General features: G+C 65.6%; 25 protein-coding genes. 11 read left to right on the top strand and 14 right to left on the bottom strand.

Translation table 11 applies throughout. The features are described from left to right. The first annotated feature begins 58 nt into the window (after window positions 1–58). Window positions 59–1,285 carry a type II secretion system F family protein gene (locus B215_RS0114420; RefSeq protein ID WP_019370354.1) on the top strand — a complete coding sequence of 409 codons (1,227 nt, stop codon included), beginning with the start codon at window positions 59–61 and terminating at the stop codon, window positions 1,283–1,285. 40 nt (window positions 1,286–1,325) lie between these two features. On the opposite strand, the gene B215_RS0114415 is transcribed toward B215_RS0114420, so the two are convergent. Next, window positions 1,326–1,958, bottom strand: a complete 633-nt coding sequence (locus tag B215_RS0114415; RefSeq protein WP_019370353.1) for a type II secretion system protein N — start codon at window positions 1,956–1,958, stop codon at window positions 1,326–1,328. 83 nt (window positions 1,959–2,041) lie between these two features. Here B215_RS0114415 and B215_RS0114410 point away from each other — a divergent pair, with 83 nt between their 5' ends. From B215_RS0114410 to B215_RS0114395, 4 genes are all read left to right on the top strand, one after another. Further along, window positions 2,042–3,082, top strand: coding sequence for a penicillin-binding protein activator (locus B215_RS0114410; protein ID WP_019370352.1), 1,041 nt, complete (start codon window positions 2,042–2,044; stop codon window positions 3,080–3,082). Continuing rightward, window positions 3,079–3,630, top strand: coding sequence for a type II secretion system protein GspJ (locus B215_RS0114405; RefSeq protein ID WP_019370351.1), 552 nt, complete (start codon window positions 3,079–3,081; stop codon window positions 3,628–3,630). Before B215_RS0114410 ends, B215_RS0114405 begins: the two co-directional genes overlap by 4 nt. Further along, window positions 3,627–4,511 carry a general secretion pathway protein GspK gene (locus tag B215_RS0114400; protein WP_019370350.1) on the top strand — a complete coding sequence of 295 codons (885 nt, stop codon included), beginning with the start codon at window positions 3,627–3,629 and terminating at the stop codon, window positions 4,509–4,511. Before B215_RS0114405 ends, B215_RS0114400 begins: the two co-directional genes overlap by 4 nt. Window positions 4,512–4,583: 72 nt before the next feature. Further along, entirely contained in the window at window positions 4,584–5,168 is a 585-nt protein-coding gene (locus B215_RS0114395; RefSeq protein WP_019370349.1) for a hypothetical protein, read from the top strand. Window positions 5,169–5,292: 124 nt separating this feature from the next. Here the strand turns inward: B215_RS0114395 and B215_RS0114390 are convergent, their stop codons facing one another. The 4 genes from B215_RS0114390 to B215_RS0114370 all read right to left on the bottom strand — a co-directional run bounded on the left by B215_RS0114390 (window position 5,293) and on the right by B215_RS0114370 (window position 7,920). Continuing rightward, entirely contained in the window at window positions 5,293–5,865 is a 573-nt protein-coding gene (locus tag B215_RS0114390; protein ID WP_156804370.1) for a hypothetical protein, read from the bottom strand. A gap of 477 nt (window positions 5,866–6,342) precedes the next feature. Continuing rightward, window positions 6,343–6,816: a Cys-tRNA(Pro) deacylase gene (ybaK, locus tag B215_RS0114380; RefSeq protein WP_019370346.1), complete on the bottom strand. Its 474-nt coding sequence runs from the start codon at window positions 6,814–6,816 to the stop codon at window positions 6,343–6,345. Window positions 6,817–6,892: 76 nt separating this feature from the next. Continuing rightward, a complete protein-coding gene (locus B215_RS0114375; protein WP_019370345.1) occupies window positions 6,893–7,402 on the bottom strand; it encodes a transglutaminase-like cysteine peptidase in 510 nt (169 codons plus the stop codon). A gap of 260 nt (window positions 7,403–7,662) precedes the next feature. After that, complete coding sequence (locus B215_RS0114370; protein ID WP_152997833.1) at window positions 7,663–7,920, bottom strand: hypothetical protein; 258 nt, start codon at window positions 7,918–7,920, stop codon at window positions 7,663–7,665. Window positions 7,921–7,994: 74 nt separating this feature from the next. Here B215_RS0114370 and B215_RS0114365 point away from each other — a divergent pair, with 74 nt between their 5' ends. The 6 genes from B215_RS0114365 (at window position 7,995) to B215_RS0114340 (ending at window position 14,417) form a co-directional block, all read left to right on the top strand. Then, window positions 7,995–9,017, top strand: coding sequence for an endonuclease/exonuclease/phosphatase family protein (locus tag B215_RS0114365; protein ID WP_019370343.1), 1,023 nt, complete (start codon window positions 7,995–7,997; stop codon window positions 9,015–9,017). Between the two features lie 54 nt (window positions 9,018–9,071). Further along, window positions 9,072–9,629, top strand: coding sequence for a polysaccharide biosynthesis/export family protein (locus tag B215_RS20935; protein ID WP_019370342.1), 558 nt, complete (start codon window positions 9,072–9,074; stop codon window positions 9,627–9,629). Window positions 9,630–9,730: 101 nt separating this feature from the next. Further along, window positions 9,731–10,171: a hypothetical protein gene (locus tag B215_RS0114355; RefSeq protein WP_019370341.1), complete on the top strand. Its 441-nt coding sequence runs from the start codon at window positions 9,731–9,733 to the stop codon at window positions 10,169–10,171. A gap of 57 nt (window positions 10,172–10,228) precedes the next feature. After that, window positions 10,229–11,503 carry an outer membrane beta-barrel protein gene (locus B215_RS0114350; RefSeq protein ID WP_050990187.1) on the top strand — a complete coding sequence of 425 codons (1,275 nt, stop codon included), beginning with the start codon at window positions 10,229–10,231 and terminating at the stop codon, window positions 11,501–11,503. A 27-nt stretch (window positions 11,504–11,530) separates the two neighbouring features. Beyond that, entirely contained in the window at window positions 11,531–13,708 is a 2,178-nt protein-coding gene (locus B215_RS0114345; protein WP_019370339.1) for a GumC family protein, read from the top strand. After that, window positions 13,686–14,417 carry a hypothetical protein gene (locus B215_RS0114340; protein WP_019370338.1) on the top strand — a complete coding sequence of 244 codons (732 nt, stop codon included), beginning with the start codon at window positions 13,686–13,688 and terminating at the stop codon, window positions 14,415–14,417. Before B215_RS0114345 ends, B215_RS0114340 begins: the two co-directional genes overlap by 23 nt. On the opposite strand, the gene B215_RS0114335 is transcribed toward B215_RS0114340, so the two are convergent. The 9 genes from B215_RS0114335 to B215_RS0114295 all read right to left on the bottom strand — a co-directional run bounded on the left by B215_RS0114335 (window position 14,352) and on the right by B215_RS0114295 (window position 24,660). Next, window positions 14,352–15,695 (bottom strand): O-antigen ligase family protein, encoded by a 1,344-nt coding sequence (locus tag B215_RS0114335; RefSeq protein ID WP_019370337.1) that lies wholly within the window; start codon window positions 15,693–15,695, stop codon window positions 14,352–14,354. The genes B215_RS0114340 and B215_RS0114335 overlap by 66 nt on opposite strands. Before the next feature lie 56 nt (window positions 15,696–15,751). Next, window positions 15,752–16,882, bottom strand: a complete 1,131-nt coding sequence (locus tag B215_RS0114330; protein WP_019370336.1) for a glycosyltransferase — start codon at window positions 16,880–16,882, stop codon at window positions 15,752–15,754. Between the two features lie 26 nt (window positions 16,883–16,908). Further along, on the bottom strand, window positions 16,909–17,571 hold the full coding sequence (locus B215_RS0114325; RefSeq protein WP_236704477.1) for a sugar transferase: 663 nt from the start codon (window positions 17,569–17,571) through the stop codon (window positions 16,909–16,911). Between the two features lie 200 nt (window positions 17,572–17,771). Then, complete coding sequence (locus tag B215_RS20190) at window positions 17,772–18,677, bottom strand: cell wall hydrolase (protein ID WP_236704476.1); 906 nt, start codon at window positions 18,675–18,677, stop codon at window positions 17,772–17,774. A gap of 168 nt (window positions 18,678–18,845) precedes the next feature. Beyond that, window positions 18,846–19,913 (bottom strand): LacI family DNA-binding transcriptional regulator, encoded by a 1,068-nt coding sequence (locus B215_RS0114315; protein WP_019370333.1) that lies wholly within the window; start codon window positions 19,911–19,913, stop codon window positions 18,846–18,848. A gap of 5 nt (window positions 19,914–19,918) precedes the next feature. Then, a complete protein-coding gene (locus B215_RS0114310) occupies window positions 19,919–21,400 on the bottom strand; it encodes a tryptophan halogenase family protein (protein ID WP_019370332.1) in 1,482 nt (493 codons plus the stop codon). Continuing rightward, complete coding sequence (locus tag B215_RS0114305; RefSeq protein ID WP_019370331.1) at window positions 21,397–22,431, bottom strand: cupin-like domain-containing protein; 1,035 nt, start codon at window positions 22,429–22,431, stop codon at window positions 21,397–21,399. Before B215_RS0114305 ends, B215_RS0114310 begins: the two co-directional genes overlap by 4 nt. Further along, window positions 22,424–23,143, bottom strand: coding sequence for a SapC family protein (locus tag B215_RS0114300; protein ID WP_026009271.1), 720 nt, complete (start codon window positions 23,141–23,143; stop codon window positions 22,424–22,426). Before B215_RS0114300 ends, B215_RS0114305 begins: the two co-directional genes overlap by 8 nt. Then, window positions 23,140–24,660 carry a tryptophan halogenase family protein gene (locus B215_RS0114295; protein ID WP_026009270.1) on the bottom strand — a complete coding sequence of 507 codons (1,521 nt, stop codon included), beginning with the start codon at window positions 24,658–24,660 and terminating at the stop codon, window positions 23,140–23,142. The genes B215_RS0114300 and B215_RS0114295 overlap by 4 nt, the downstream gene beginning before the upstream one ends. Window positions 24,661–24,786 lie beyond the last annotated feature (126 nt).

Below are 24,786 nucleotides of genomic sequence, written 5' to 3'. Positions count from 1 at the left end.
CCCCTCCCGCAAGCGGGAGGGGAGCGCACGCTGCGGCGTTCGACAGGGGAGGATCTGAATGCCCGCTTTCGCCTATCGCGCGGCCGATCGCAGCGGTGCCGCCAAGCGCGGCGTGATCGAGGCGTCCAGCCCCGCCGCCGCCCGCGCGCTGCTGCGCGAGCAGGCGCTGCTGCCGCTCTCGGTTGAACCTGCCGCTGAGCGCGGGCGCTCAATCGGGTCGATCACCCTGCCGCGCTTCGGCCGCAGCGGGGTGAGCGCCCGCGCGCTCGCCACCGTCACCCGGCAGATCTCGACGCTGGTCGGCTCGGACATCGCGATCGAGGAGGCGCTGCGCCTTGTCGCCAACCAGTCGGAGCAGCCGGCGGTAAGCTCGTTGCTGCTCGACGTGCGCGGCGCCATCCTGGACGGGCGCAGCTTCGCCGCCGCGCTGGCGCAGCATCCCAAGGCCTTCCCCGAATTCTACCGCGCCTCGGTTGCGGCGGGAGAGGCGTCCGGGCGGCTGACCGACGTGCTCAACCACCTCGCCGAGTTCGTCGAAAATCGCCAGGCCAATGGCCAGAAGCTGCAACTCGCATTGCTCTATCCGGCGCTGCTCGCACTGGTCTCCGTCGGAATGATGGTGCTGCTGATGGTCTATGTCGTGCCGGACATCGTGAAAGTGTTCGTCTCGCGCGGTGCCGATCTGCCGTTACTCACTCGCGCATTGATCGCGATCAGCGCATTCCTGCAGGCCTTCGGGCTCTACCTGCTGATCGCCATCGGCGTTGGCTTCATCGCCTTAGGGCGGTGGCTGCGGGTGCCGGCCAACCGTCTGCGCGTGCACCGGTTTTTCGCCGAGCGCCGGCCGTTCCGCCGATTCAGCCGCCAGATGAACGCCGCTCGATTTGCCGGCAGCCTGGCCACGTTGGTGGGTAGCGCGGTGCCCCTGGTCGAGGCGCTGCATGCCGCTGCGGCGGTTACGCCCAACCACTTCGTGCGCGAAAAGGCGTTTGGTGTGGCGGCGCGGGTGCGCGAAGGCATCAGCTTGCGCGCGGCGATGCAGGAAGCGGACGTTTTCCCGTCGATGCTGGTTGCGATCGTCGCCTCCGGCGAAAGTTCGGGCAAGCTCGCCCCCGCGCTCGGGCGCGCCTCGGGCGAACTGGAGCGCGAGCTGGACGCGCTGGTGGCGACGCTTGTCGCTCTGGTCGAGCCGCTGGTGCTGCTGGTGATGGGCGGCCTGGTGCTGCTGATGGTGCTGGCGATCCTGCTGCCGATCATCAACCTCAACAATCTGGTGGGCGTGTAAAGGCGCTCTTCGGCGGGGAATCGCCTTTAAGGCTTTCAGTTCACAGCTGCCCCTGGATCCGAAGACCGCCGGGTACCCCAAGAAACGGCAGGGCCGTCGCGCCGTCACGGCTCACGCCCAGATCGAGCGCACCGTCTTCGCTGAGGACGGCATCGAGCAGCACCTGCCGGCGCTGCGTGGACGGCGCCAGCCGGATCGTCGTGCGCGGGCCAACATGTTCGGCGGTAAGCAGCAGGGCGGGCACCGCTGTTGCCGCGCCGCCGCTCTTGGGGCTGCAACTGCCCGGATCAGTCGTGACCTTGCCGTCGAGCATCTGCGTGCCGCCGCCGACAGCGATCCGCGCCATTTCCACCTGCATGACCAAGTCGCAGGTGAAAGGCAGATCCGGTTGGATCGCCTGGAGCAGGCTCGCGTCCGCGGCGCCGCTGACATGATCCAGCACGGTGCGCCCGCCGGCATGCACCAGCAGCCGGCCGCCGAGATCGGTATCCGGCCCTGTCGCCTTCCAGTCGGCAGCGAACGCCAGGCTCGTCAGCGAACGCAGCGGCGCCATCTGCCAGGTAAATCGGCTGCCGCCTGCGATGCCTACTTCGCCGTTCCAGATCGTGCCGGCGACGCCCGTGCGCCACGGCGCGTTTCGGACGAGCAGGCTCGCCGGTGCGGTTACGAGCATGGCGAGGGCATAGGCCCCTATGCCGAGGCCCGCGAAGACGATAAGACGCCGACGTGCCTCATTCGCTGAATCCGGAGTCGGCAATGGACCGTCGGTCCCTGCTGCGGTTGCTGCCCTCGGGCCTCGTCCTATCCGCGGCATCGGTCTCGCTTCCTTCGTTCGCGTGGGCGGGCGAGAAGAAGGACAAGCGCCCCATCGCCCTGGTGCTGCCGCTCACCGGACCGCGAGCGGAACTCGGCCGTAGCATGCGCCAAGCGGCCTTGCTCGCGGAAAACGCCGATTTCGTGCTGAGTTTCGATACCGGCGGCACGGCAGAGGGGGCCGCCCGCGCCGCCGGCGAAGCGCTGCGGCGTCACCCGGCGATGATTCTGGGCCCGCTGACCGCGGCGGAACTTCCGGCGGTGGGGAGCACCGTGGCGAACCGAGTGCCAGTCATTGCGTTCAGCAACGATTCGGTGCTGCGCCAGCCGGGCGTGTGGATATTCGGCATCACCGCTGCCCAGGTGACGAGTGCGGTGCTCCGCTACGCGCGCACCCGCGGGGTGCGATCGGTGGTAATGATCGACGATGGCTCGCCTTGGTGCGCTGCCGCTAGCCTTGCGGCGGGCCGGATGGAGCAGGAGATCGGGCTGCGGCTGCGGGTGCTGCAGGTCACGCCGGACGAGCCGCTGCCGGCCGCTGGCGATTCGCCCGATGCCGTGCTGTTGCCCGGCAGCGGCGAGGGAGTCCTGGCCGCGGCACGGGCGCTGCGGGGCAGCGGCGTGCAACTGCTGGGCACGATCCAAGGGCTGGATAGCCGGCCGGAGGCACTGGAAGCACTGGACGGCGCTTGGCTCGCCTGTCCCGATCCCGGCGGGTTCGCGTCGTTCGCGCAGGCGTTCGAAGCCCGGAACGGCGGCGATCCGGGTACGATCACCGCACTCGCCTATGACGCGGCGGGTGTCGCCAACAAGCTGCGCGAGGCCAATGCCCTGAACATGGCCGGCCTGGTCGATGCCCGCGGTTTTCACGGCGTCACGGGTCCGGTGCGGTTCCGCACCGACGGCTCGGTAGCGCGGGATTTCGCGATCGTAGTCGCCTCGCGTGACGGCTATGCCAGCGTGGCGGTGAGTTCGGGATCGTGAATCAGCGCCGCGAAGCCGGCGAGGCCGGCTTCACGTTGATCGAGCTGATGATTTCGCTGGGGCTGTTCGCGTTGATTGCGGCGGCAGGCCTGGCGCTGGTGGACGGCATCCTGCGCGTGAACGGGCGAACCGAGGCGCGGCTGGATCGGCTGGCCGCGCTGCAGCGGACAATGTTCGTGCTGACGAGCGATCTCGATCAACTTGCCAGTGGCCCAGTAACCGGCGGGGGGGACGCGTTGTCGTTCCTGCGCACCGCGCCGGGTACCGGCGGCGTCACCGCACGGGTACAATATGCTGTAGCTGGGGGGGGGCTGGTGCGGGTGGCGCCCGCACCGCAACTTTTATTGCCGGGCGTTGTGACCGCGCGGTGGCAATTCTGGGATGGCGCATGGCGCGACCGGTGGCCGGTGGACGACAGCGAGGAAGCCAAGCAGCGCTGGCCGCGGGCGATCGCGCTGGACCTGCAGGCGGCAGGGCCGAGTGGCGCTCCGGTGAGGCTTCACCGGGTGGTGACGTTGCCGACGCGCGCGCAAGAGGCTCCGCAGTGAACGCCCCCAAGGTGCGCGGCGACGACCAAGCTGGGATGATCCTGGTCAACGTGCTGATGTTCGTCGCGATCGCCAGCGGGCTGGTGCTGCTGATGGTCAATCGCGAGGAACTTGCGCTCGACCGCGGGCTGCGCATGCGCGAGGCGGCGCGGGCGCAGGCGATCGTTCGCGGGGGCGAGCTTTCCGCGCTGGTGGCGCTACGGCGCGATGCGGAAACGGCCGGCGACGTTGATCATCGCGGCGAGCCCTGGGCGAAGCTTGCCGAGAACGCCGCGCCGATCGAAGGGGGCACGTTCGATCTCGCGATCGCGGATGCCGAGGGACGGTTCAACATCAATTCGGTTCGCACCGGTGAGGCGGGGGCGGTGGTGTTGCTCCAGGAAATCGCCAACGACATCGGCATGCCGCCCGAGCAGGTGGTGGCCGCGATCCAATATGTCCGGCTGCAGGGGCCGGTGACCGATCTGCGTCCGCTCCGGCTTGCAGGCATCGCGCCGAAGATGGCCGATCAGCTGGAACGGGTGGTGACGGCGCTGCCCGGCATCACCGCGATCAACCTGAATGCCGCCGAGCCCGAATTGATGCGCATCCTGTTCAAGGATCCGCTGATCGCCAGCCGCCTCGTCGCCATCCGCGCGCGCCAGGGCTACCTGACCCTGAAGGACCTGAACGATCAGCACGTCACCTTGCCCTGGGGCACCTCGTTCAAATCGAACAGCTTCTGGGTGCGAACCGGCGCCACGATCGGATCGACCCGGCAGCAGGAAGCAACGCTGATCCAGCGGCGGCGGAACGAGGGAGGAAAGATGGAAGTCGTGGCCGTGGAGCGCTGGCGCAATGCCGCCGTACCGCCGGGCGTGCCAGCCTTTGGCGCGCGGTGAACGGTTGAGATTACCCGCCGTTTCTGGTCAGGTCGCCGGCATGAACCTGCTGGAGCCGCAACCTTGGTCCTGATGCGCCTGTTCGGCCGGGGAGAGATCCGCCGTTGGCGCGACACGCATGTGGCGCTGGCGCGGGCGGTGCTGCAACAGGCCGCGGCGGACTTGGTCGAGGCGCTGGATACCGAGCTTTCCCAAGCGGATTGGCAGGATGGCCTGATCGAGCAGACGCGCTTCGTTGCCACTCGGATTGCGCCGGTGGTGCGCCGGGTCGTCGATCCGCTGGCACGGCGAGTGATCGAGGAGGCGGACCGGACCTTGCAGCCGATCGCCTTCTATCCGCTACACTGGCGACCGCAGCCCATCGACACGAACCTGATGCGCGACATGATGGAGGAACTGGGCGACTGGGCCGCCGCGGGCGGCGCCGCGCTCTCCGGCATCATGCGAGGCGCGGCGACAACGCTGCCGCTCGGCGGGGCGGTCGGAGGGACAAGGGCAGGCGACTGGATGCGGCTTCGTGCCGAGGCCCGGCTGCGCGCGAAGGTCCATGCCTATATCAACGCCACCGTGGTGAAGGGGCCGAAGGGGCGGCCATCGATGCTGGAACACGTCACCGAATTGCTGCGCGAAGCGGCCAAGCACGCGCGGCCGCTCTGAAGCAATTCACCGCGGGTGAAGACGCTCTAGGTGGAAGAATGCGCAACCAGCCGCGATGTCTATCAATGGCAGCGGACGCATCTTGATTTGAACTACCGAAGGTTCGTCGGGAGCAGGCTTTCAGCTACTGGTTCCGTCCGATCATGATAATGTTACCCGTGCGCGGGTCGAGCCCATTGGCGACGATTTCCAGCTTGGGCTCGTAAACCCAGACATCGCCCGAACCCTGCAGATCGAAACCATAGCTGATGTGATCGGCATCCTTGTGAATTGGGCCGGTCTCGATCAGAACCGGCGTCCAACCGTGGTTTCCCCCGAAAGGTACGGCGTTGGTGTTGCCGCCGTTCAACAATCGATTGGTTTCGGTCCTTCGCGCTTTCAATTGACCGCGTTGCTGGTGCCATTGAGTTCCGGCGGCCAGCCAGAAGCTGACCTGCTGCGCTCCTCCGGTGGCGACCCATGCGGTGAACCGCAGACGGTGCCCTCGATAGGGGGTGGCGTGGACGATACGCCGGAAGCCGGCAAACCTGTCGATGCCGCCGCTCCCGCCGACGCACATCGGCCTATTGTTCGATGGTGCGCGAAAGACATACTGATCCATCCCGACGCCGATGCGCTGCCAGAAGGCGGGACCGGTGATCTGCTCGGCATTGGGAGCGGCAATGTACCCCGATGGGCCGTCGGGGATGATGGCCATGTATTTGGCCACCTGCAGCCCTGAGTGGGGGTCCGTGTCGTAGCCCGAGCGCAGGTCCACAGCATCGAGGGGATCCCCGGCGACGGGGCGACACCGGCGGGCTCGCCCATTCACTACGATGCCGCTAATCCCGGTGACTACGATCTCGTTGTCGGAATTTTCCACCGCAATCCGCTCGCTGGATTGCGCTAACGATAGGTCCGCAGGCGTCGCCGCAAGTCCGGACCAGGATGCAATCGCCGCGACGAAGAGTGATCTGCGGGGCGCGAGGCGCACATGCCTTCTATCGAGCATCAGCGTAGTGCGGAGGATGCTGCGTATGCACATGATCGTTGCGGGCGCCTTAAATCTCTATGCCGCTCAATACCTTTGAAGTTAAGCGCAACACGACCGCGAGAAGCATAGTAGAAGTATGGTGGCCATAGTTAAATGGCCGTGGGGATCGCGACGGCAGCGTTCGTCTTCCGATGTTGCGTTTCAGACGGTGATCGCCGCCACTCTTGCCGCGAGCAGCCGGGCGGCGTCGCCGGGCGTCAGCCGCACTTGAAGGCCGCGCTGCCCGCCGTTGACGTATACATGAGGCTCCGTCAGCGCATCCTGCTCGATCACTACCGGGCAAGACCGCCTCTGCCCAAACGGGCTGATCCCGCCGACTTTGTAACCGGAGATCCGCTCCGCCTCAGCAGGCTTCATCATCTCGGCCGATTTCGCGTCCAGTGCGGTTGCGAGCCGCTTCATCGCCACTTGGCGATCGGACGGTACGATGGCGAGCACCGGCTTGCCGTCGGCCAGCGCCATCAGCGTCTTCAACACCCGCGCTGGCGGCTCGCCCAGCGCCTCCGCCGCCTGCATCCCAATCTGGTCGGCATCGGGATCATAATCGTAGCTGTGGACGCTGAACGGGATATTCGCCGCTTCCAGCATGCGCGTGGCGCGCGTCGCCTTCGACATGCCCTGCCTTTCCTCGATCCAAATCCACGGCACTGCTCGGCGAAATCGATCTGCCGATCAAGCCTCGGCGGCTGGATCAGGATCGACGGGAGGGGACCACCACCGTCTGCCACCGGCCGGCTTCGCCTGGCGCCTGCGCGCTGATCCAGTCATAGCCGGCTTCGTGCCAGGGCCGAACATAAGGCGAGCGGCTGTCCAGCACCATGTCGCCATCGTCTGTGCGGGCTAGCAGCAGCGTATGCAGGCCCAGTCCACGGCGATAGACGACTGCGAAGAACAGTCGATCGGCGGGATAGCCCGCGTCGATCAGCTGCAGCCGCTTTTCGATCGCGAGATCCTCGCAGTCGCCCACGGCCCCCCGCCCGATGCCGCTGCGGCGCCACAGCTCGCCTTCGCCGAACGCGGCAAGATCGGTGCGTTGACGGACGCGGCTGTTGACCAAGCGGTTGACGCTGGCGAGCAGCTTGGAGGAATCGCTACCGGCATCGATCGCGGCGTGTTGGGGAAGAGTGAGCGCGATGCTCGCGGTCGCGGCAACGGCGCGACCGGTCTGACTCTCGCCATACCCCGGAAGACCGCCGAGCATGCGGCACAGTGCACCGTCCGCTTGGCACAATGCGACGAACCCGCGTGGAGCATCCGTTGTGCTGGCCGTAGGAACAAATCGATATTCTTGTGCCGAAGCCAAGTACGGCCACATCAAAAGAGCGGCAATACACGCTGCCGCGCTACGCTTACGCATCCTGCATACTCCGCCTGATGTGGCAGCGGAGTAATGGAGGACGTGCTTATTTGAGGTTTAACGAGGTGGTTAACTTTTACGTTAAGGTAATCGACTTAAGGGGATCACAAGATCGCGCGGGCGAACTGGATTGCGATCCACCAGGAAAGTGCGACGCCGCCGCCGAGCAGCGCCAGGCGTACCGCACCGGGCCAGCGCGCGTGATCGTCCGGTGCCTCGTCCAGACAGGCCGCGGCAATCCGCGCCTGAAAGCCATGGACCGGCGAGGGCACAAAGCCCGGCGCCTGGGCCGACGACCAGATGGGCGCCCGGGGCGCCGACGACGGCGTTTCGCCGTTTCGATTTTCCTGCAGCTTCGCCATGCTGTCCTTCTGCCAGAGCAATCGTTACGGAACGCTTAACATTCCCCTCAGATCCCTCCGTGGAGGACTAGCCGATGTTCAGACTGCAAGCGGTCGGTGCTGCGCCGCGCCCTGGCGTGGGCGAAAGGTTGCGCCAGGGTTTCGGACTTGTTCTGGCGTCTCTGGCCGGGCTGGGAATCGGCTTCGGCCTGCTCGGCACAGTGTGGGAGCCAGGGGATGCCGCCAACATCGTCGCCCCGGCATGGCCGCTGCTGGCGCTGGGGGCTGCGCTTTGCCTGGCAGCGCGGCACCGGCGCGCGGCCTTGGGCATTGCGACGCTGGGCGTCGGTTATGCCGCGGTCACGCTGTTGCCAGGCCTGGCCGCTGCCCCCCAAGCGATGACAGAGGATCCGGTCCGCGATCTGCGAATCGTGCAGTTCAACGCCTGGAAGCACAATCCCGTCCCGCAGCAGGCCGCGCGCTGGATCCTGGCGCAGCGGCCCGACATCGTGGTGCTCGCCGAGGTGGGCTGGCAGTCGGCGTTGCTGCAATCGCTGCTCCCGCACTTTGCCGGGCGGGTGAACTGTGCGCCGGGGGGGCGTTGCTCCACCTGGATTCTTTCGCGACTGCCGATTCGCGCTGCTCGCAGCCTCGCGCAGGGCGACCCCGAGAACCGGCGCGCCTTGTCCGCCGCCTGGGCCCGTCTCGAAACCAGCTGCGGCGATCTGGACGTGATAGGCATCCATCTCGCCCGCCCGTGGCCCTATGCGGGGCAGCGTCGCAATCTGGCACGGCTGCGCGCCGAAATTGCTCATCTTCCGCGAGAACAGATGCTGATCGCTGGCGATTTCAACCTGCCTGCCTGGCAGTTCGGCATGCGGCGGCTGGAGGCTGAATGGGCGCCGATGCGGCGCGTGACGCAATTGCGCGTGACGTGGCCCGCCCGCCTGCACGATGTTGCAGTGCAACCATTTTTGCCCTTGGACCACCTGTTTTTGGGTCCCCGCTGGCAGGTTGTTGCGGTCCATCGCGGGCCTGCAAACGGATCGGATCATTTGCCCGTGGTAACCACGATCCGACCGCGTTCTTCCTGCGCAATTCCCGTTACGGTGCAGTAATGCATTGCTTAATATTCGGTTTCTTGATAAGAAGGTGACAAGGAGGATGACGAGGTGAAGCGTCTTCTAACCATCATGTTCTTGTTACTGGCGTTGAATGGTGCTGCATTTGCACAGGAAGCCGCGCCTGCCGCTTCTGCGGTGTCGGCGGACCAGGATTATCATCTGGGCGTTGCCGACAAGGTTCGCGTCATCGTCTATGACGAGCCGTCGCTTTCGGGCGAATATCTTGTGAATGCAAACGGCTCTGTGTCGATGTCGCTGATCGGCAATGTTCCGGCACAAGGCAGGACCGCCAGCCAGGTAGCGGAAGATATTCGGACCAAGTTGGCCGATGGATATATTCGCGAGCCGAAAGTCAGCATCGATGTTCTCACCTTTCGTCCCTACTATATCCTCGGGGAAGTAAAAAAACCTGGACAATATCCATATTCCTCTGGGTTGACAGTTCTAAACGCGGTGGCGACGGCGGAAGGTTTCAGCTACAGGGCTGATCGTAAGCACGTCTTCCTGCGGAGGGCGGGAGATGACAAAGAACAGAGGATTCGCCTTGATGCTTCTGTTCGTGTATCTCCGGGTGATACCGTACGTATTGGAGAGCGATTCTTCTGATCCTGAAAATCGGGCTCAGTCGATGACGCTGAATGTGCGAATGGATGCGTTTGGAGATTAAATACCTCTGATTTCAGAGGAAACGAGAAGGGGGAGTTCCGGTGCGCGGAGTATTCATCGTTCTTGCGGCGGGATCGCTGTCGATTGCAAACCCTGCGGCGACGCAGACGGGAGAGGCGACGCAGACGCCTGCGCCTGCACCGGTCGACGAGGACCAGCAAGCAGACGCGGTGGTGCAGGCGATCCGCGCAGCGCTGGAAGGCAAGCCGGACGACGCCCGTGTCGGCGCATTGGAGGCGCAGCTGGCGTTCGTTCTGGATCAGGCCAATGCAGGCTGCGGTGCGACGACCAAGGCATTGAACACAGTGCTGCAGGGCGATCTGTCCAACACGGCGCGTGCTGCCCTTCGCAACCTGTCGACCACGGTTTCGCGGTGCCAGAATGAAGGCACCGGCGCGACCGGCAGTGTCGCGGATCAGCAGGCGGATCAGGGACCCAATGTGGCCGTCGGCGGTGGCACGTCGGATTACGTGGCACCCTAAGCGGTTGCTGGCGTAGAATTTGGGGGGACTATTGTGCGTGGCTATCATTCAATCATAGTGTCCGTGCTGGGCCTCGCTTGCGCTACGCAGGCGCAGGCGCAGAATGTCGGGGAAAGCCTGGTTGCGCCCGATCTTCCGCTGCAGTTCGATCGCGGTCGGAACGAGTCGGTGCTTGATCGCGCCCGGCCGGAATATGAGGCTCTGGGCTTGCAGCTCGGCAGTTTCACGCTCTTTCCGCGCGTCGATACCGAACTCGGCTTCTCCGACAACGTTTACGCGATCCGGTCGCCGCGCACCGGGGATGGCTATGTCACGGTGGCGCCGCGCGCTTCCTTGTCGACCAACGCCACCACTTATGCGCTGGACTTGAGCGCAGGCTATGCCGGCCGTCGCTATTTTTCGGAGACGCAGCGTGACGAAAATACCTGGTTCGCGGGTGCGAACGGGCGTCTCGACGCCACGTCCAGCGTTTCGTTCGCGGGGCGATTCCGCGCATCCCGGCTGGTGGAACCCCGCACCTCCGCGGCCGTACCGCTGACCGCTTCCGAGCCGATCCAATATCGCCAAAACGAGGCAGGTGCCACGGCCAGCTTTACCGGCGGCAAGGCGCGCGGCCAGCTTTCGTTCGATTACAACGGCTTCACGTTCAGCGATGTGCGCACTTTCGGTGGCACAGTGCTGGACCAGGCAAGTCGAAATCGCGACGTCTATCGTGGGGCAGGCCGCGGCGAAATATCGGTTTCTGCCGACACGTCGGTGTTCGTGCAGCTGGGATATGAAAAGAGCGACTATCGCGTGCCGCTGTCGGTGGGGGTTCCCAACCGTACCTCGGATCAGGTGCGTGCGTTGCTGGGCGCCAGCTTCGACGTGAGTTCGCTGATCCGCGGCGCCATTTCCGCCGGCTATGTCCGCCGGAACTACACGGCATCGATCTATCCCGACATTTCCGGCTGGGCCGCGGAAGGGCGCGTGCAGTATTTCGCGAGCCCGCTCACCACCATCACGGCAACGGTGCGCCGTACCGTGGAGGATGCGTCGTTCCAGGATACCAGCGGCTTCTTCGCCACCTCCGGCAGCGTGCGGGCCGACCATGAGCTGCTGCGCAACCTGCTCCTCTACGGCCAGGCTGGCTACGAAGTGGATACCTATCAGGGCACCGGCGCGACGGTGCCGGATGTAAAGATCTGGCGGGCCGGCGCCGGGGCGCGCTATTTCCTGAATCGTACGATCGGGCTGGCATTTTCCTTCTCCCATGACTCGCGCACCTCGAATGCGGTGGCCAATGCCTACACTGAGAATCGCGGGCTGATTTCCATTGTCTTCCAGCGCTGACGGCGCCGTGAACCAGATCGAGGCGTAATGAACAGCGTAACCCCCCTGCCACCGGTGCGTATCGAAAGCCGCTTCGATCAGGCGCGGCACATCGGCCGCAAGCCGATCACGCTTTCGGGCGTCGGCGACGCGCTGCGTCGGCGATTGCCGATCCTGGTCGGCGCGGTGCTGATCGCGATGGTGGGCGCGGCCGTGGTCTCGGCCTTGCTCACGCCGCTCTATTCTTCCACCACCCGCCTGCGCATCGTGCCGCGCAGCGCATCGCCGCTCGATTTCGATGCCCGGGCCGATACGCCGCTGGACCAGTCGATCATCGAAACCGAAGTCGCAAGCATCGGCTCACGCGATACCGCGCGCGCGGTGGTGCGCGAACTCGGCCTCCAGTACGACTCGGAATTTCTGTCGCCCGCCTGGCAGAAGCGGCAGCGCGCCGGCGGCACGGCGAACGAAGCGGCGCTGGTGGAACATGCGACGAGCAAGGTGCTCGACCGGCTCTCTGTAGCGCGTCAGGGCAAGAGCTATGTCGTCCAGGTCGGCTTCAGCTCGGAGGACCCGGTAAAGGCCGCGAAGGTCGCCAATGCCCTCGCCAATGCCTATATCAGCCGCAGCGTCGAAACGATTGTCGAAACCGCGTCGCAACAGTCCGCGTCTTTGGGTCAGCGGCTGAGCGAACTCGGCAATGAAGTGCGCGAGGCGGAAAGCAAGGTTGCGCAGTACCGCGCGCAGACCGGCATCGTCGAAGGCGGCGGCGGTACCGTGAGCGACCAGCAGGTAGCGCCGCTCGCGGGGCAACTCGCCACGGCCGAGGCGCAGGCCGCCAGCGCGCGATCCGATCTTGCCGTGGCCGAACGCCAGTCGAGCGGGGGCAGCAGCGATGCGGTGGGCGCGGTACTCGGTTCGACGGTGATCGCCGATCTGCGTCGCCAGCGCAGCGAGGCCGAAAAGGAGTGGGCGGTCGCCAATTCCCGCTACGGCGCCAAGCATCCGCAGGTGATCGGCGCTAACGATCGCATTCAGGCGCTGGACCAGCAGATCCGCCAGGAGCAGGCGCGGATCATCGAAGGCCTCCGCGCGGCATCGCGGGCGGCGGACGCGCGCGTCACCAGCCTGCGAAGCCAGCTGAGTGCGCTGCGGGGCGAGATCTCGCAAAACAACCGCGCCTCGGTGCAGGCGGACAGCCTCGAGCGTGAGGCGGCGGCCAAGCGCGCCGCCTATGAACGGCTGTCGCAAGCCAATCAGCAGAACAACCAGGCCAAGCGCATCGACGATAGTCAGGCGCAGGCCCGGATCATCGAGCGCGCGACGGTTTCCGCCAGCCCGAGCTTCCCCAACAAGAAGGCGATGCTCGCGGCCGGGCTGCTGGTAGGGCTGCTGGTCGGCTTTGGCGGCGTATTGGTGGCGGAAGGCACCCAGTCGCGCGTCCGTACGCCCGAGGATGTCGAGCTGTTGCTGGGGCTGCCGTTCCTCGCCTCGGTGCCCGATCTCGGCCGCCGCCGCTGGGGCTTTGGCGGCGCGCGCGTGTCGCCTGCGACATCGCTCGTCGAGAAGCCTGCCTCCGCCTATGCCGAAAGCTTCCGCACGATCCGGCGTGCCCTGCAGGCGAAGGAGGGCGTGCGCCCGAAGGTAATCGCCATCACCTCGACGCTGCCGGCCGAAGGAAAGACCACGACGGCGCTGTCGCTCGCACGCGTGATGGCGATGAGCGGCGACCGCGTGCTGCTGATCGATTGCGACGTCCGCCGGGCGAGCTTGCTGTCCACGATCGAAACGCCGATCGCGAACGGGCTGGTCGAGCTACTGGAAGGGCGGTGCTCGCTGTCGGAAGCGCTGATGCCCGATGTGGTCGATCAGCTCACGCTCTTGCCGGTTGCTCGCGCCTCGTTCACGCCGGTCGACCTGTTCCATGGGCCGGAAATGGATGCCCTGCTCGCCGCAGTGCGCCGGGACTATGACTATGTCGTGCTCGATACACCGCCACTGCTCGGCGTTGCCGATGCGCGCGCACTCGTGGCGCTTGCAGACACCGCGCTGTTGCTGGTGAAGTGGAACGCCACGTCGGTTGCGGCGATCGACACTTGCCTCGCCGGCGTGGAGCAGGACGGGACGCATGTGGGCGGTGTGGTGATGACCATGGTGGATCGCCGCGCGGAGGCGATGGGCGCGCTCTATTATTCGCATCGCTATGGCAACTATTACCAGAACTGAACGCTCAGCGGCTGCATCGCGACGCGCGACCGCGGCCGGCCGACGCAACGCTGCGCCGCGCTGGCCGGCGATACTGCTCGCCGGCGCGATCGCCGCTGCGACGCTGCGGGGCGCGCCGGTCGCGATAGAGGCCTGGCAGATCGATCGTGCGGCACGGGCGCTTGCCGCCGATCTGGACGCGGCGGAGCAGCTGGCGGCGCGCTATGACGATGCGACCAAGCCTGTACCGCCGCGCCTGGCGCTCGCGCTAGCGGCAGCCTGGAGCCGGTCGGCGGCGGCGTCGCAGGATGGCGCCTATCGCGCGCTGGCTCTGTCCAACGCCGGTGGCTTTCTTGCGCAGGCGCAATCTGCCCGACCCGTGTGGCCATCGTTGCGGGTTGCGGAGGCGTATCAGGCGATGCTGCTTCCAGGGCAACAGCAGAAGGCGCTCACCGCGTTCGCCGCGAGCTATGCCGGCGGCCGGTTCTTGCCGTACGAGGGGCTGTGGCGCGTCGCCTTCGGGGTACGCCACTGGCAGCAACTGGACGCGAAGACCCGCGCGAGCATGCTGGAAGAGGCGGTGCTGCTGACGCGGATGGACGGCGGGCTGCGGCGGCAGATCGAAGCGATCCTGGGAGACAGCCCGGCCGCCGTCGGCTTTCAGCTACGCCTCGCTGCGGCGCGGCGGGACGGCGGTGCGGAGCGCACGGCCCCAGCACAGACCGAATAACAGCGCGGCAAGCGCCGCGATGGCGGGCACATTCAGCGCGATGTCCAGCATCGCGGCGCCGGCCACCAGCGCCAGGGCAAGCAAGGCGGAAAGCGCCGGCAGATCGATTTCGGTCCGCCAGGCGACGCGAACGATCGTCGCGGCCGGGATGACAAGACCCAGGCCAAGGAGCACCACGCAAGGCCAACCGGCTTCGATCGCCAGTTGCAGCACCACATTATGGGCCGCGCCGAACATCCAATAGTCGGCGACGTTGGCGGGGCCCAGATGCTGCTGGTTCCATTCGACAAAGCCCCCCAGCCCATGACCCCAGATCGGCGCCTGCATAGAAGCCGCGCCATAATAGCCAAGCACCTGCATCCGGCCGTCCAAATCGTCGGCGATCAGGCCGGTACGCCCCAGGATCGCGGGGCCGGCAAGCATGCCGAGCACCGCGACAAAGCCGATCCCGATCGTGACCAGGGCCACCACGCGCGCGGTGCGGGGCCAGTGATCGCCATTGCGGCTGAGCGCCGCGAACAGCAGCACAAGCAATGCCGCGATCGTCAGTCCGGTGGAAAGGCGCGACTGCGTCTGTGCGCATAGCACCGCCGCGCAAAGCACCACCATCATGCTGAACGCCACGGAATAGCCCATTCCGATTACCCGACGCCCGAGCCACAGCGCCTCCAGCCGGTCGCCAGCCGTGCCCGCAGCGAGAAGCGCAATCATTCCCAAAGCGGCGCCGGCCGCGTTCCAGTTCCCGATAGTCGCGGCGAACCGTACCTGCCCCTTGGTCGTCAGAAATCCCAGTTCTGCCAGCGCACCGGATTCGCGCAGAATGAGCAGGGCGACGACATAGGCGCCACCGGCGACAACCAGCCAGGCAATCGTTCGCCGCACGGCATGACGGCGATAGCCGAGCGCGGCGGCGGCGAGAAACAGCGCGATGTGCGAGAGCAGCGAGAGCATGGCGCCGTCGAACAGGTCCGGCGCGACGCGATCTGGAATGGCGAATGCCGCGCGCACGGCGGGCGCCATCGGCAATGCCGCCCAGGCAGCCGCTGCTGCGAGGAACAGGAGCGGCAGGGTCGTTCGCCGCCAGAACAACGCATCGATCCGCCCGAAGGCGAAGACCGTGAAGGCGAAGCAGAGATCGGCCATCGCGGCCATGGCGCCATAGCCGGCGGTATTAGCGCCATGAAACGCCAGCTGCCCGATAACCAGGAAAGCGATGACGATCGCTGCCGCTTGCCTGCCGCGTTCCGCCGAGGGCGGCGCGCGAAACTCGACGGTCATGTCTCCGGGCCGGGACGGAAAGGGGGTCCCGAAGCCCGCCGATCGACCGGGTGCGCTCATGCGGCGGCTTCCAGCGATGCCGCAGGTACGGGGCTCTGGTTCAGCTGCTGATGCGCGCGGGCGACGGTGGCCAGGAAGCCGGCACGAAAATTGGCAACGCTGAACCGCGCCGCTTGCGCCACGGCGTCGGCAGGATCGAACCGCGGCAGCCAATCCTCCAAGGTCGCCACCGCCGCTTCGAGCGCGGCGGCGGTCTGTTCACGATAGAAGAGCCCCGTCCGGCCTTCCACCACGGTTTCAAGCGCGCCGCCCCGGCCATAGGCGAGTACCGGCCGGCCGCTTGCCTGCACTTCCACAGGGATCATGCCGAAGTCTTCCTCGGCGGTGAAGACGAGCGCGCGGGCCGTCGCATAGGCCTTGCGCAGCGCATCGAAGTCGAGCCGTTCGGTGAAGCGGATGTTCGGGGAGGCGATCCGCTGCAGCTGCGCGCGCATCGGGCCGTCCCCGACGATGTGGAGCGGGAGGCCGTTGCGGCGGAAAGCCTCCACCGCGAGATCGGGTCGTTTGTACGGTACGAGCTGGCCTGCCCAGAGATAGGCGTCTTCGGGCTCAGCTGGGGCAAACAAGCTGGCGTCGATCGGCGGGTAGACCACGCTCGCTTCGCGACCCCAGAATTTCGCCACGCGCTTTCGCACGAAATGACTGTTCGTCATGATCGCATCGCTGCGCGAGGCACTGACCATGTCCCAGCGGCGCAGTCCCGGCGCCAGCAGCGGCATCGTCCAGCGCGTCAGCAGGCCGCCGGCGTCGCGATACTGGCCATATTGGTCCCAGATGTACCGCATCGGCGAATGGCAATAGGTGACGTGCAGGGCATCCGGCCGCGTGATCACGCCCTTGGCTGGGCCCGCCTCGCAACTGATCACCAGATCATAGGCGCTGAGATCGAGCAGTTCGAGCGCGTGCGGCATCAGCGGCAGATATTTCTGATACTGCTCCTTCGCGAAGGGCAGGCGGCCGATAAAGGTGGTCGTGACCTTACGTTCACGGATCTTCGCCGACATCCGCGTCGGATCATAAACGTGGGTGAAGATATCTGCCTGTGGATACAGATCCAGGATCTGTTCAAGCACGCGCTCGCCGCCGCGCATGGCGACGAGCCAGTAATGGATGATGGCGACACGCATGGCGCAGGCTCAGACGCAGCGCAGCATCAGCACGAGCCGCTCGCGAGAAACACTGCGGGGATCGTGAGAAGCATGATGCGCAAATTGAAGGTCAAGCTGCGGCGGCGAAGGTACAGCAGATCTAACGCTACGCGACGACAATAGCTGGTGTCGTTGCGCCCGCTGACCTGCCAAAGGCCTGTGATTCCAGGCTTCACGCTGCAGTAGGCGGCGAAGTATCGACCATAGCGCGCGATTTCCGAAGTCACGATCGGGCGCGGGCCGACCACACTCATCGTGCCGATCAGCACGTTGGCGAACTGCGGCAGTTCATCGAGGCTGCTCTTTCGCAGGAAGCGGCCCAGCGGCGTGACGCGCGGATCGTTTCGCAACTTGTGGTTCATCATCCATTCGGCGCGCGCTTCGGGGTCTATTTCCAGAAGCTCCGCCAGCCTGGTTTCCGCATTCACCACCATGGTGCGGAACTTGAAGCAGCGAAAATAGATGCCGCCCATCCCGATACGACGATGCGCAAACAAAATCGGACCAGGATCGCTGATAAACACCGCTGCTGCCAGAAAAAGCAGCAGAGGAGAAAGTATAACCAGCGCTACGATCGAGACGATGATGTCTGCGATACGGATCGCGATCTGCGTGGATGTCGCCTGATGACCTTCCATCGGCGCTTGAACCGTTTTCGACAGGTACACGGTTTCCCCCCTCTCGCCAAGCCCCCGGCGAAACACCTCGAATCATGTTGCAGAGCAATGATAGTAAAAACGAGAGTTAATAAAAAGTAGATTCTTGCGAAGATCGCTCTTTATCAATTTCGTTTGTAAACAGTAATAAACCTTTGCTTTCCCAAGGCCGTTGGCGACGCCGCTGGCGGCGCGCGGTGCCAGAACGAAACTCAGTCCTGACCGGGGAGGGGAAGGCGCCGCGTGCTGCGTTGCAGCGGAAATGCCGGAGCCGGCGACGGCTTCGGCGAGGCGGTGGGGGTGGGCAGGGGCATGGGCGCCGTCGCTGCCGTAACTTGCGCCGAGGCCTGTTTTTCGACCGGCGGGTCCGTTTTTGCTGGCGGTGCGGCTGCGGCGGTATCGACCGGCAATGATCCCATGATTGCCGGCAACACCGGCGGCAGAGGTTCGGCAGGACGCGGTGCGCCGAAGATGAACCCCCCATAGGCCTGATGCGGGGCGTAGAAGATGTGCGTGCCGATCATCGCAATCTTGCGCAACTCGGGCGCCCATCGGGCAAAGACATAGGACGCATGATAATGCGTCGATTGGCCGACGGGCGCGGAAACCGCGCCGTGCAGCGCTGCATTGGCGATGGCCCTGGCAATCAACCAGCGCCGCGGCACCGGCGCGCGGGCGAGCGAACCATCGCAGGTAAAGGTGAACTGGCAGCCAGTGCGGCGCTCGGCGCCCTGATACACCACATCGCAGATTCGCTTGGGAAAGCGTGGGTGCCGCACGCGATTGAGCACCACCTGCGCAACTGCCCGCTGGCCCGCCACCGGCTCTGTCGCGGCTTCGTAGTAGATGGCGGCTGCCAGGCAATCGGTTTCCCGCTCCAGTTCGGCGGGCGGTAGCCAGGCGGCATCGAAGGGCGGAGCGGGCGGGCTGAAGCCGCGGTAGAAGGGCAAGGCATGGTTGCGAGCGCGGGCCACGTCCGGCGCGAGATCGAGCTTTTGTTGCGGGAGAAACGCGTCGATCGGCAACAGGGCCGCAGGATCTGCGGGACGCTCGGCAGGCGCATTTGTCGGCACTGGTGCCAGCAATTCGAGCGGCCCGAAACTGGCGAACAGCAGCACCGCCGCTGCCGCCGCCAGAGCCAGCGCGAAACCGAAAATCGCCAGCGAAGAACGCTGTGCGTGCGAGATCATCGCCTTACACCCCCATTCACCGCACTTTCCCCGATGGCCGATTAGGTGCGCCAAGATGAAGGGATGTGCAAGTGCGCAGGGCAAGCTGCGCCCGGATCAGGGCGTGTGGTCGGGCAGTATGGGACCGGTGGACTGGCGGACGACAAGGCTGGCGGGGGTGATGAAAGGGCCATCGGGCACGGGGCGGCCGGATTGTTCGGCGATCAACAGTTCGACCGCGCGTGCCGTCACATCGGCAATCGGCTGGACGATGGCGGTGAGCGGCGGCCGGACGAAGCGCACGATCGGCGTATCGTCGAAGCTGACAAGCGAAAGATCGCCCGGCACGTCCAGCCCCCGCTCATGCGCGAGTTCCAGCGTCGCCAGCGCCATTTGATCGTTGCTGGCGACGATCGCGGTGGGCCGCGGGATTCGGCTCAGCAAGGCGATCGCCGCCGCACGACCCGATGCGAACGTGAAATCCCCCTGTGCCAGCAATCCCTCGCATGCCAGCCCCGCCGCCGCCATCGACGCGCGCCAGCCGGCGACCCGCAGGCCGCTAAGTTCATAGTCATCCGGCCCGGCGATGAAGCCGATGTGGCGATGGCCCAAGGCGGTCAGATGCTCCGTGGCGAGCCGTGCCGCGCCCTCATCATCGATCGATATCGGAAAACCGCTGCCGGGCTTCAGCGATCCGATCCGCGCAAAGCTGATCCCATGCGCCTCCAGCAAGCGGGTGATCAGCGGGTTCTCGGAATGCGGCGGCGTCAGGATCACCCCGTCCGGCTGCAACGCTGCGATCGCGCCGAGCAATTCGCGTTCAATATGGTCGCTGTGCGTGTCGACCAGCTCGACGATCAGGCGATAGCCATATTCGGCGCAGGTCAGCATGCCCCCGAGCAGCATCTGATCCACCCAGTCGGTGCCTTCCCGACTCCGCCACCCGTCGATCGTCCGCTCGCGATCGTTCAGCGCGACGATCAGATAAGAGCGCGATCCCCCCATGCGCTGCGCGGCAATGGAGGGAACATAGCCAAGCTTGAGGATCGACGCCTGCACCCGCTCCATCATTTCGGGGCGAACATTGGGTTCCTTGTTGATCACCCGGCTGACGGTCTGCAGCGACACGCCGGCATCAGCCGCGACATGCCGGATGGTGACGGACTGACGACGGCGGGGCGGCATCGGCGTCAGGCCACCGCGCCGCAGAAGCGCGCGACATAGTCCGCATGGGGCGGCAGGCCGCGCACCGTCGTCGCCACGTTCTGGCGCACGCTCGACAGCAGTTGGGCAAGCTCGCCGTCGGAAAGGCGGGCGGTGATCGGATGGTAGCTTTCCGGCACGATGCCCTGGCCCAGCATCACCTGCACCCAGCTGTTCTCGGCGAATAGTTCGTCGTTGCGGCGAAAGACGCGGGCTGTTTCGCGGAACAGAGCGATCTTGTGTGCCAGGCTTTCGGGTATCTCCATGTCCGCGCATTGCCGCCAAAAGGGAGTGTCGCGACGTTCGGTGACCTTATAGTGCAGGATCAGGAAGTCGCGGATCTGCAGCATGTCCGTCATCTGCTGATCGTTGAACTCGGCAATGTCGTGCGGGCTGACGGGGTCGCCGGGGAGCAGGCGGATCAGGCGCAGGATGGCGCGCTGGATCAGGTGAATGCTGGTCGATTCCAGCGGCTCCAGGAACCCGCCGGAAAGGCCGATCGCGATGCAGTTGCGATGCCATTGCTTGCGCCGAGCGCCGGTGGTGAAGCGCAGCATGTTGGGTTCGGTAAGCACCGTGCCTTCGACGTTTGCGAGCAGCCTCTCCCGCGCGACGTCATGATCAAGGTAGCGGCTGCAATAGACGATGCCGTTGCCGGCGCGGTGCTGGAGCGGAATGCGCCATTGCCAGCCGGACTCATGCGCGATGGCGCGCGTAAAGGGCACGGGCGGGCGCACGCTTTCGGTCTGCACGGCGACGGCGGCGTCGCACGGTAGGTAATGGCTCCAGTCGTCAAACCCGACATGTAGCGCGCGTTCGATCAGCAGCGCGCGGAAGCCGGTGCAATCGATGAACAGGTCGCCCTCGATCCGCTGCCCGTCGTCCAGCACAAGTGCGGCGATGTCGCCGCTTTTCCCGTCGAGTTCTACCCGTTCGATGCGCCCCTCGATGCGAACGGCTCCGTCGCCTTCGGCCATGCGACGCAAGAACCGACCGTACAAGGTCGAATCCAGCTGATAGGCATAGTTCATCCGGTCATCCGGCAGATGCGCGAAGCGGCCTTCGCGCGCGGCCACCAGTTCCAGGCAATAATCGTCATAGGGAGCGTCGTTGCCCCGGGTCCGTCCGTCCAGCCAGAAATGCTGGAAGCCGGCCGCCCAGTGATCCTTGCCGGTCAGGCCGAACGAATGGAAATAGCTGTCCTGCGGGCCCTTCCATCCGTCGAACTGGATGCCGAGCTTGAACGTCGCCTGGGTGGCGGCCATGAACTCGGCTTCGTTGATGCCCAGCAGGCGGTTGAAGGTGATGATCGGCGGGATAGTGGATTCGCCGACCCCGATCGTGCCGATCGCGTCCGACTCCACCAGGGTGACACTGACGGCGCGGCCCAGCGTGCGCGCCAGCGCCGCGGCGGCCATCCAGCCCGCGGTGCCGCCGCCGGCAATGACGATCCGGCGCGGTGCCCTCATCGGCTGAGCGCCTTCATAAGGAACCCGCGCAGGCGGGCCGCCAGCGTCGGCGTCATCGGATCGAGGATGCCGCGGCCGCCCTCCGGAATATGGGCGACGACGCTCTCGTCATTGGCAAAGACGTAGTGATCGAACATGTCGCGCCAATGTGCCTTCTGGTCTGCGGGCAAGTCGCGGATCGCCATCATCGCGTGGTTCAAGGCCTCTTGTGGCTGGCCCATCCATCGGGGTGCGTCGCGCCACCAGTAATTGACCAGCACGTTGAACTTTTCGGTACCCTCGACATGGTGCCACCACAGTGCCGGGATATATACGGCGTCGCCCGCTTGGAGATCGGCGACCTGCGCACTCGCCAGCGCCTCGGCGAAGCGGGGGAAGCGGTCGAGATCCGGCGCATGGAAATCGACCATGCTGATTGCGCGCCCGGCGGGAGTGTTGTCCACCGGACCGAGATACAGGTTGCGGAACTGTTCGCGCGGGAACAGCGTAAAGCGGCGGCGGCCGACCGCGCAAACCGCAAGATTGTGGGGCACGTCGTTGTGCGCGGCGATGCGCGTACGGGTGCCGATCCAAAGGCTGGTGATCAGATCGCGCGTGCCCAGATCGATGTGATTGGCTTCGTGCAGACCCCGAAAATAGGCCATCGCGTCGATGGAGGCGAGATAGATGGAGGGCGCATCGGGTAGCTCGGCGAATTCGGTGATGCGCGCGAAGATTTCCGGGAGCTTCGCCTCCATCATCCGGAAGTTCATCGCCATTGCGTCGTCGTAAAACAGCCGCCCGTCGCTGTTCGGCGCCGTGACCGAAACCGGGAAGGGGCGATCACGATGATGGGCAAGAAGATAGTCTTGTGCAGCAGCGGCGGAGCGGCGGCCGGCGTCGACCAGCGGCCAATCGTCAGCGAGTCCGCGCACGACGAACGGGTGCTCGGCCGTGCGCAGCATGGCGTCCAGCGCGGCCGCATCGGCGACCGTCACTTCGGGCACCGGCGGAAGCGAGGCTAGCAGCCCGTTCGGATCGGCTTCAGCCATAAACGGTCGGCTGGTTGCGCCGGGCGATCAGGGCGCTGAAATTCGCGAGCGACGCGATTGCCATGTAGATAGGCAGCAGGTGCCCGGCGGCGTTCAACTCGCTCAGCACGGCTCCGTCGAGTGACGCCAGGCGATCTTCGTCAATGATGTGGAAACCAACCAGGCGGTTGGTAGAACCGTCCGCCAGCGTGACCTCCAGCGTGAATGGTTCGAGCAGTTCGTAGCGCTGAAGAGCGGCGAAAAAGGCTCCCGCCTCGCGGTAACCATGATCTAGCGCGCCCAGCTGCTCGGCGATGCGTTCAAGATAGGGCGTCGGCTGTCCGTGCGGATCGAAAACGCGTATCCCTTCACCGCCTCGGGCGATGCGCGGCGAGTCCAAGTCAACATGCACCTGTTTTTCGCCATCCTCATCCGGGCCGCCCCCGATCAGGAAAGGCTGGATGTCCATCGCCAGCGGCCGGTAGCGCGCGTCCCAGCGGCCATCCGCCAGGAACAGGTTTTCGCCACTCTCGAAGCCGAACATGGCGAAGGCATGGAACCGATCGCGCTCCTCGTTGAGGCGGAACAGGATCGGATATTCGGCCTGCACCTCGCGAAACTCGGTTGGTACCGTGATGCAGCACATCTGCGCATCACCCAGCGCGGCGTCACGCTGCTCCAGGATGCGCAGGTCACGATGCGCTTCAGCGGTGAGGATGGCATGGCGGGTCATGACGCGCATCTTTCCAGAAAGGGTGGTCGCTCGCCGCGCAGGGCGTCGAGATAGGCACGATTGGTTGGCAGGCTCGCGGCAAGCGCACGGCTGCGCTGGTCGAGCTGCCGCAACTGGTTCGGCAGGTCGGGACGCACCGGCCGTTGCACGGGAGAGGGTTGGGGGAAGGGGAAGCCCATGCCCCACAGGATGTAGCGATAGCTTGCTGCAGGAAACAGCTCATCCTGCATCGGCAGATCCAATGCGGAGGGTGCCCGGTATCGCCATAGCTGTAGCGCCTCGACCAGGCGCTCGGGCATCGTCGCGGCGGCGCGGTGCGCGCGCCAATAGGGTTCTTCGCGGCGGCTGAGCACATAATGGAGCTTCAGGAACTCGACAATGCGTTCCCACCGATAGCAGGCGAGCGCATTGAAGCGGCGCGCCTGTATCGGCATCAGCGCGGGATCAACGGGGAAGTCTTCGAGCAACGCATCCAGCGACAGCTCGATCATCACGATCGCAGAGGCCTCCAGCGGCTCCATGAACCCCGCCGACTGGCCGATCGCGAGGCAATTCGCCTCCCACGGGCGTGCCCGATAGCTTGAACGGAAGCGCAGTGCGCGCGGTGCAGGCATCTCCGGCAAGAACGCGCGGCAATAGTCGGCCAGCACCGCCGTGGCCGCTGCCTCGTCCATGAACGCCGAGGCATAGACGCACCCTATCCCCCGCCGGCTCGGCAGTCCGATGTCCCAGATCCAGCCGGCGGCATGTGCCGTCGCCACGGTCTGCGACGCGATCGGGCTGTCCGGGGCGACGGGCAACTGCACGGCCAAAGCGCGATCGTTGAACAAGGTGGCGGAGGCATCGACCACGTCGACGGCGAGTGTGTCGCCGATCAGCAGCGCCGACTGGCCGGTGCAATCCAGAAACAGGTCGCCTGCGATCCTACCGGTCTCTCGGGTCTGCACCGCCGCGATGCTGCCGTGTTCGGCACGTTCGACACTGAGGACATGATCGCGCACATGCCGTACGCCCAGCCGCGTGGTCGCCTGGCGGGTGAGAAGCACTGCCAGCTTGGCCGCGTCGAGGTGATAGGCATAATTCAGCGCGCCGGCATAGTCGGGCATCGCCCGCTGCCGCGGTGCGAGATCGGCGGCGCACACCTGCGGCTGGGGGCAGGCGGCCACAGCATAGGGGCGACCGCCCGGAAGGTCGGCGGGGTCGAGTTCGAGCGGCGGGACGAAGGGGTGATAATAGCGCTCGTCGGCCGCGCCGGTCGCCCAGCCATCAAACCGCGTCCCCTGTTTGAACGAACCGTCACACGCGAGAAGCAGCTCGGTCTCGGAGATGCCGATCCGCTCCAGGGTTCGGCGGATCGTAGGCCAGGTCCCTTCCCCCACACCGATTGTCGCCACATCGGGGGATTCGATCAATGTCACTGCTATTGCGCCGGCCGTCGCAGCAGCGATGCGACAAGCGGACAGCCAGCCCGCAGTGCCGCCGCCCACGATCACGACATGGCTGATTGCCCTATCCACCGCTCATCCGAATCCCGGTTCTGCCCCAAATGCCTTCCCGGCACACGGTAATCGCATCGGCGGCACGATAATCGGCGAGCCGCTGGAAAGGCCAGCTTTTCCGCAAGGAGAAGCTGGCCTTCCCGG

This window comes from Sphingomonas sp. ATCC 31555 (assembly GCF_000282895.1).
Classification (GTDB): domain Bacteria; phylum Pseudomonadota; class Alphaproteobacteria; order Sphingomonadales; family Sphingomonadaceae; genus Sphingomonas.
Note: the sequence above shows the minus strand (reverse complement) of the source record. Positions and strands in the feature narration are given on the sequence as shown.

Excerpts from the sequence above, each read along its gene's own strand:
- B215_RS0114420 (WP_019370354.1), top strand. The coding sequence starts at position 59 with ATGCCCGCTTTCGCCTATCGCGCGGCCGATCGCAGCGGTGCCGCCAAG.
- B215_RS0114415 (WP_019370353.1), bottom strand. The coding sequence starts at position 1,958 with ATGCTCGTAACCGCACCGGCGAGCCTGCTCGTCCGAAACGCGCCGTGG.
- B215_RS0114410 (WP_019370352.1), top strand. The coding sequence starts at position 2,042 with ATGGACCGTCGGTCCCTGCTGCGGTTGCTGCCCTCGGGCCTCGTCCTA.
- B215_RS0114395 (WP_019370349.1), top strand. The coding sequence starts at position 4,584 with ATGCGCCTGTTCGGCCGGGGAGAGATCCGCCGTTGGCGCGACACGCAT.
- B215_RS0114390 (WP_156804370.1), bottom strand. The coding sequence starts at position 5,865 with ATGGCCATCATCCCCGACGGCCCATCGGGGTACATTGCCGCTCCCAAT.
- ybaK (WP_019370346.1), bottom strand. The coding sequence starts at position 6,816 with ATGTCGAAGGCGACGCGCGCCACGCGCATGCTGGAAGCGGCGAATATC.
- B215_RS0114375 (WP_019370345.1), bottom strand. The coding sequence starts at position 7,402 with ATGCTCGGCGGTCTTCCGGGGTATGGCGAGAGTCAGACCGGTCGCGCC.
- B215_RS0114370 (WP_152997833.1), bottom strand. The coding sequence starts at position 7,920 with ATGGCGAAGCTGCAGGAAAATCGAAACGGCGAAACGCCGTCGTCGGCG.
- B215_RS0114365 (WP_019370343.1), top strand. The coding sequence starts at position 7,995 with ATGTTCAGACTGCAAGCGGTCGGTGCTGCGCCGCGCCCTGGCGTGGGC.
- B215_RS0114345 (WP_019370339.1), top strand. The coding sequence starts at position 11,531 with ATGAACAGCGTAACCCCCCTGCCACCGGTGCGTATCGAAAGCCGCTTC.
- B215_RS0114340 (WP_019370338.1), top strand. The coding sequence starts at position 13,686 with ATGGCAACTATTACCAGAACTGAACGCTCAGCGGCTGCATCGCGACGC.
- B215_RS0114335 (WP_019370337.1), bottom strand. The coding sequence starts at position 15,695 with ATGACCGTCGAGTTTCGCGCGCCGCCCTCGGCGGAACGCGGCAGGCAA.
- B215_RS0114330 (WP_019370336.1), bottom strand. The coding sequence starts at position 16,882 with ATGCGTGTCGCCATCATCCATTACTGGCTCGTCGCCATGCGCGGCGGC.
- B215_RS0114315 (WP_019370333.1), bottom strand. The coding sequence starts at position 19,913 with ATGCCGCCCCGCCGTCGTCAGTCCGTCACCATCCGGCATGTCGCGGCT.
- B215_RS0114310 (WP_019370332.1), bottom strand. The coding sequence starts at position 21,400 with ATGAGGGCACCGCGCCGGATCGTCATTGCCGGCGGCGGCACCGCGGGC.
- B215_RS0114305 (WP_019370331.1), bottom strand. The coding sequence starts at position 22,431 with ATGGCTGAAGCCGATCCGAACGGGCTGCTAGCCTCGCTTCCGCCGGTG.
- B215_RS0114300 (WP_026009271.1), bottom strand. The coding sequence starts at position 23,143 with ATGACCCGCCATGCCATCCTCACCGCTGAAGCGCATCGTGACCTGCGC.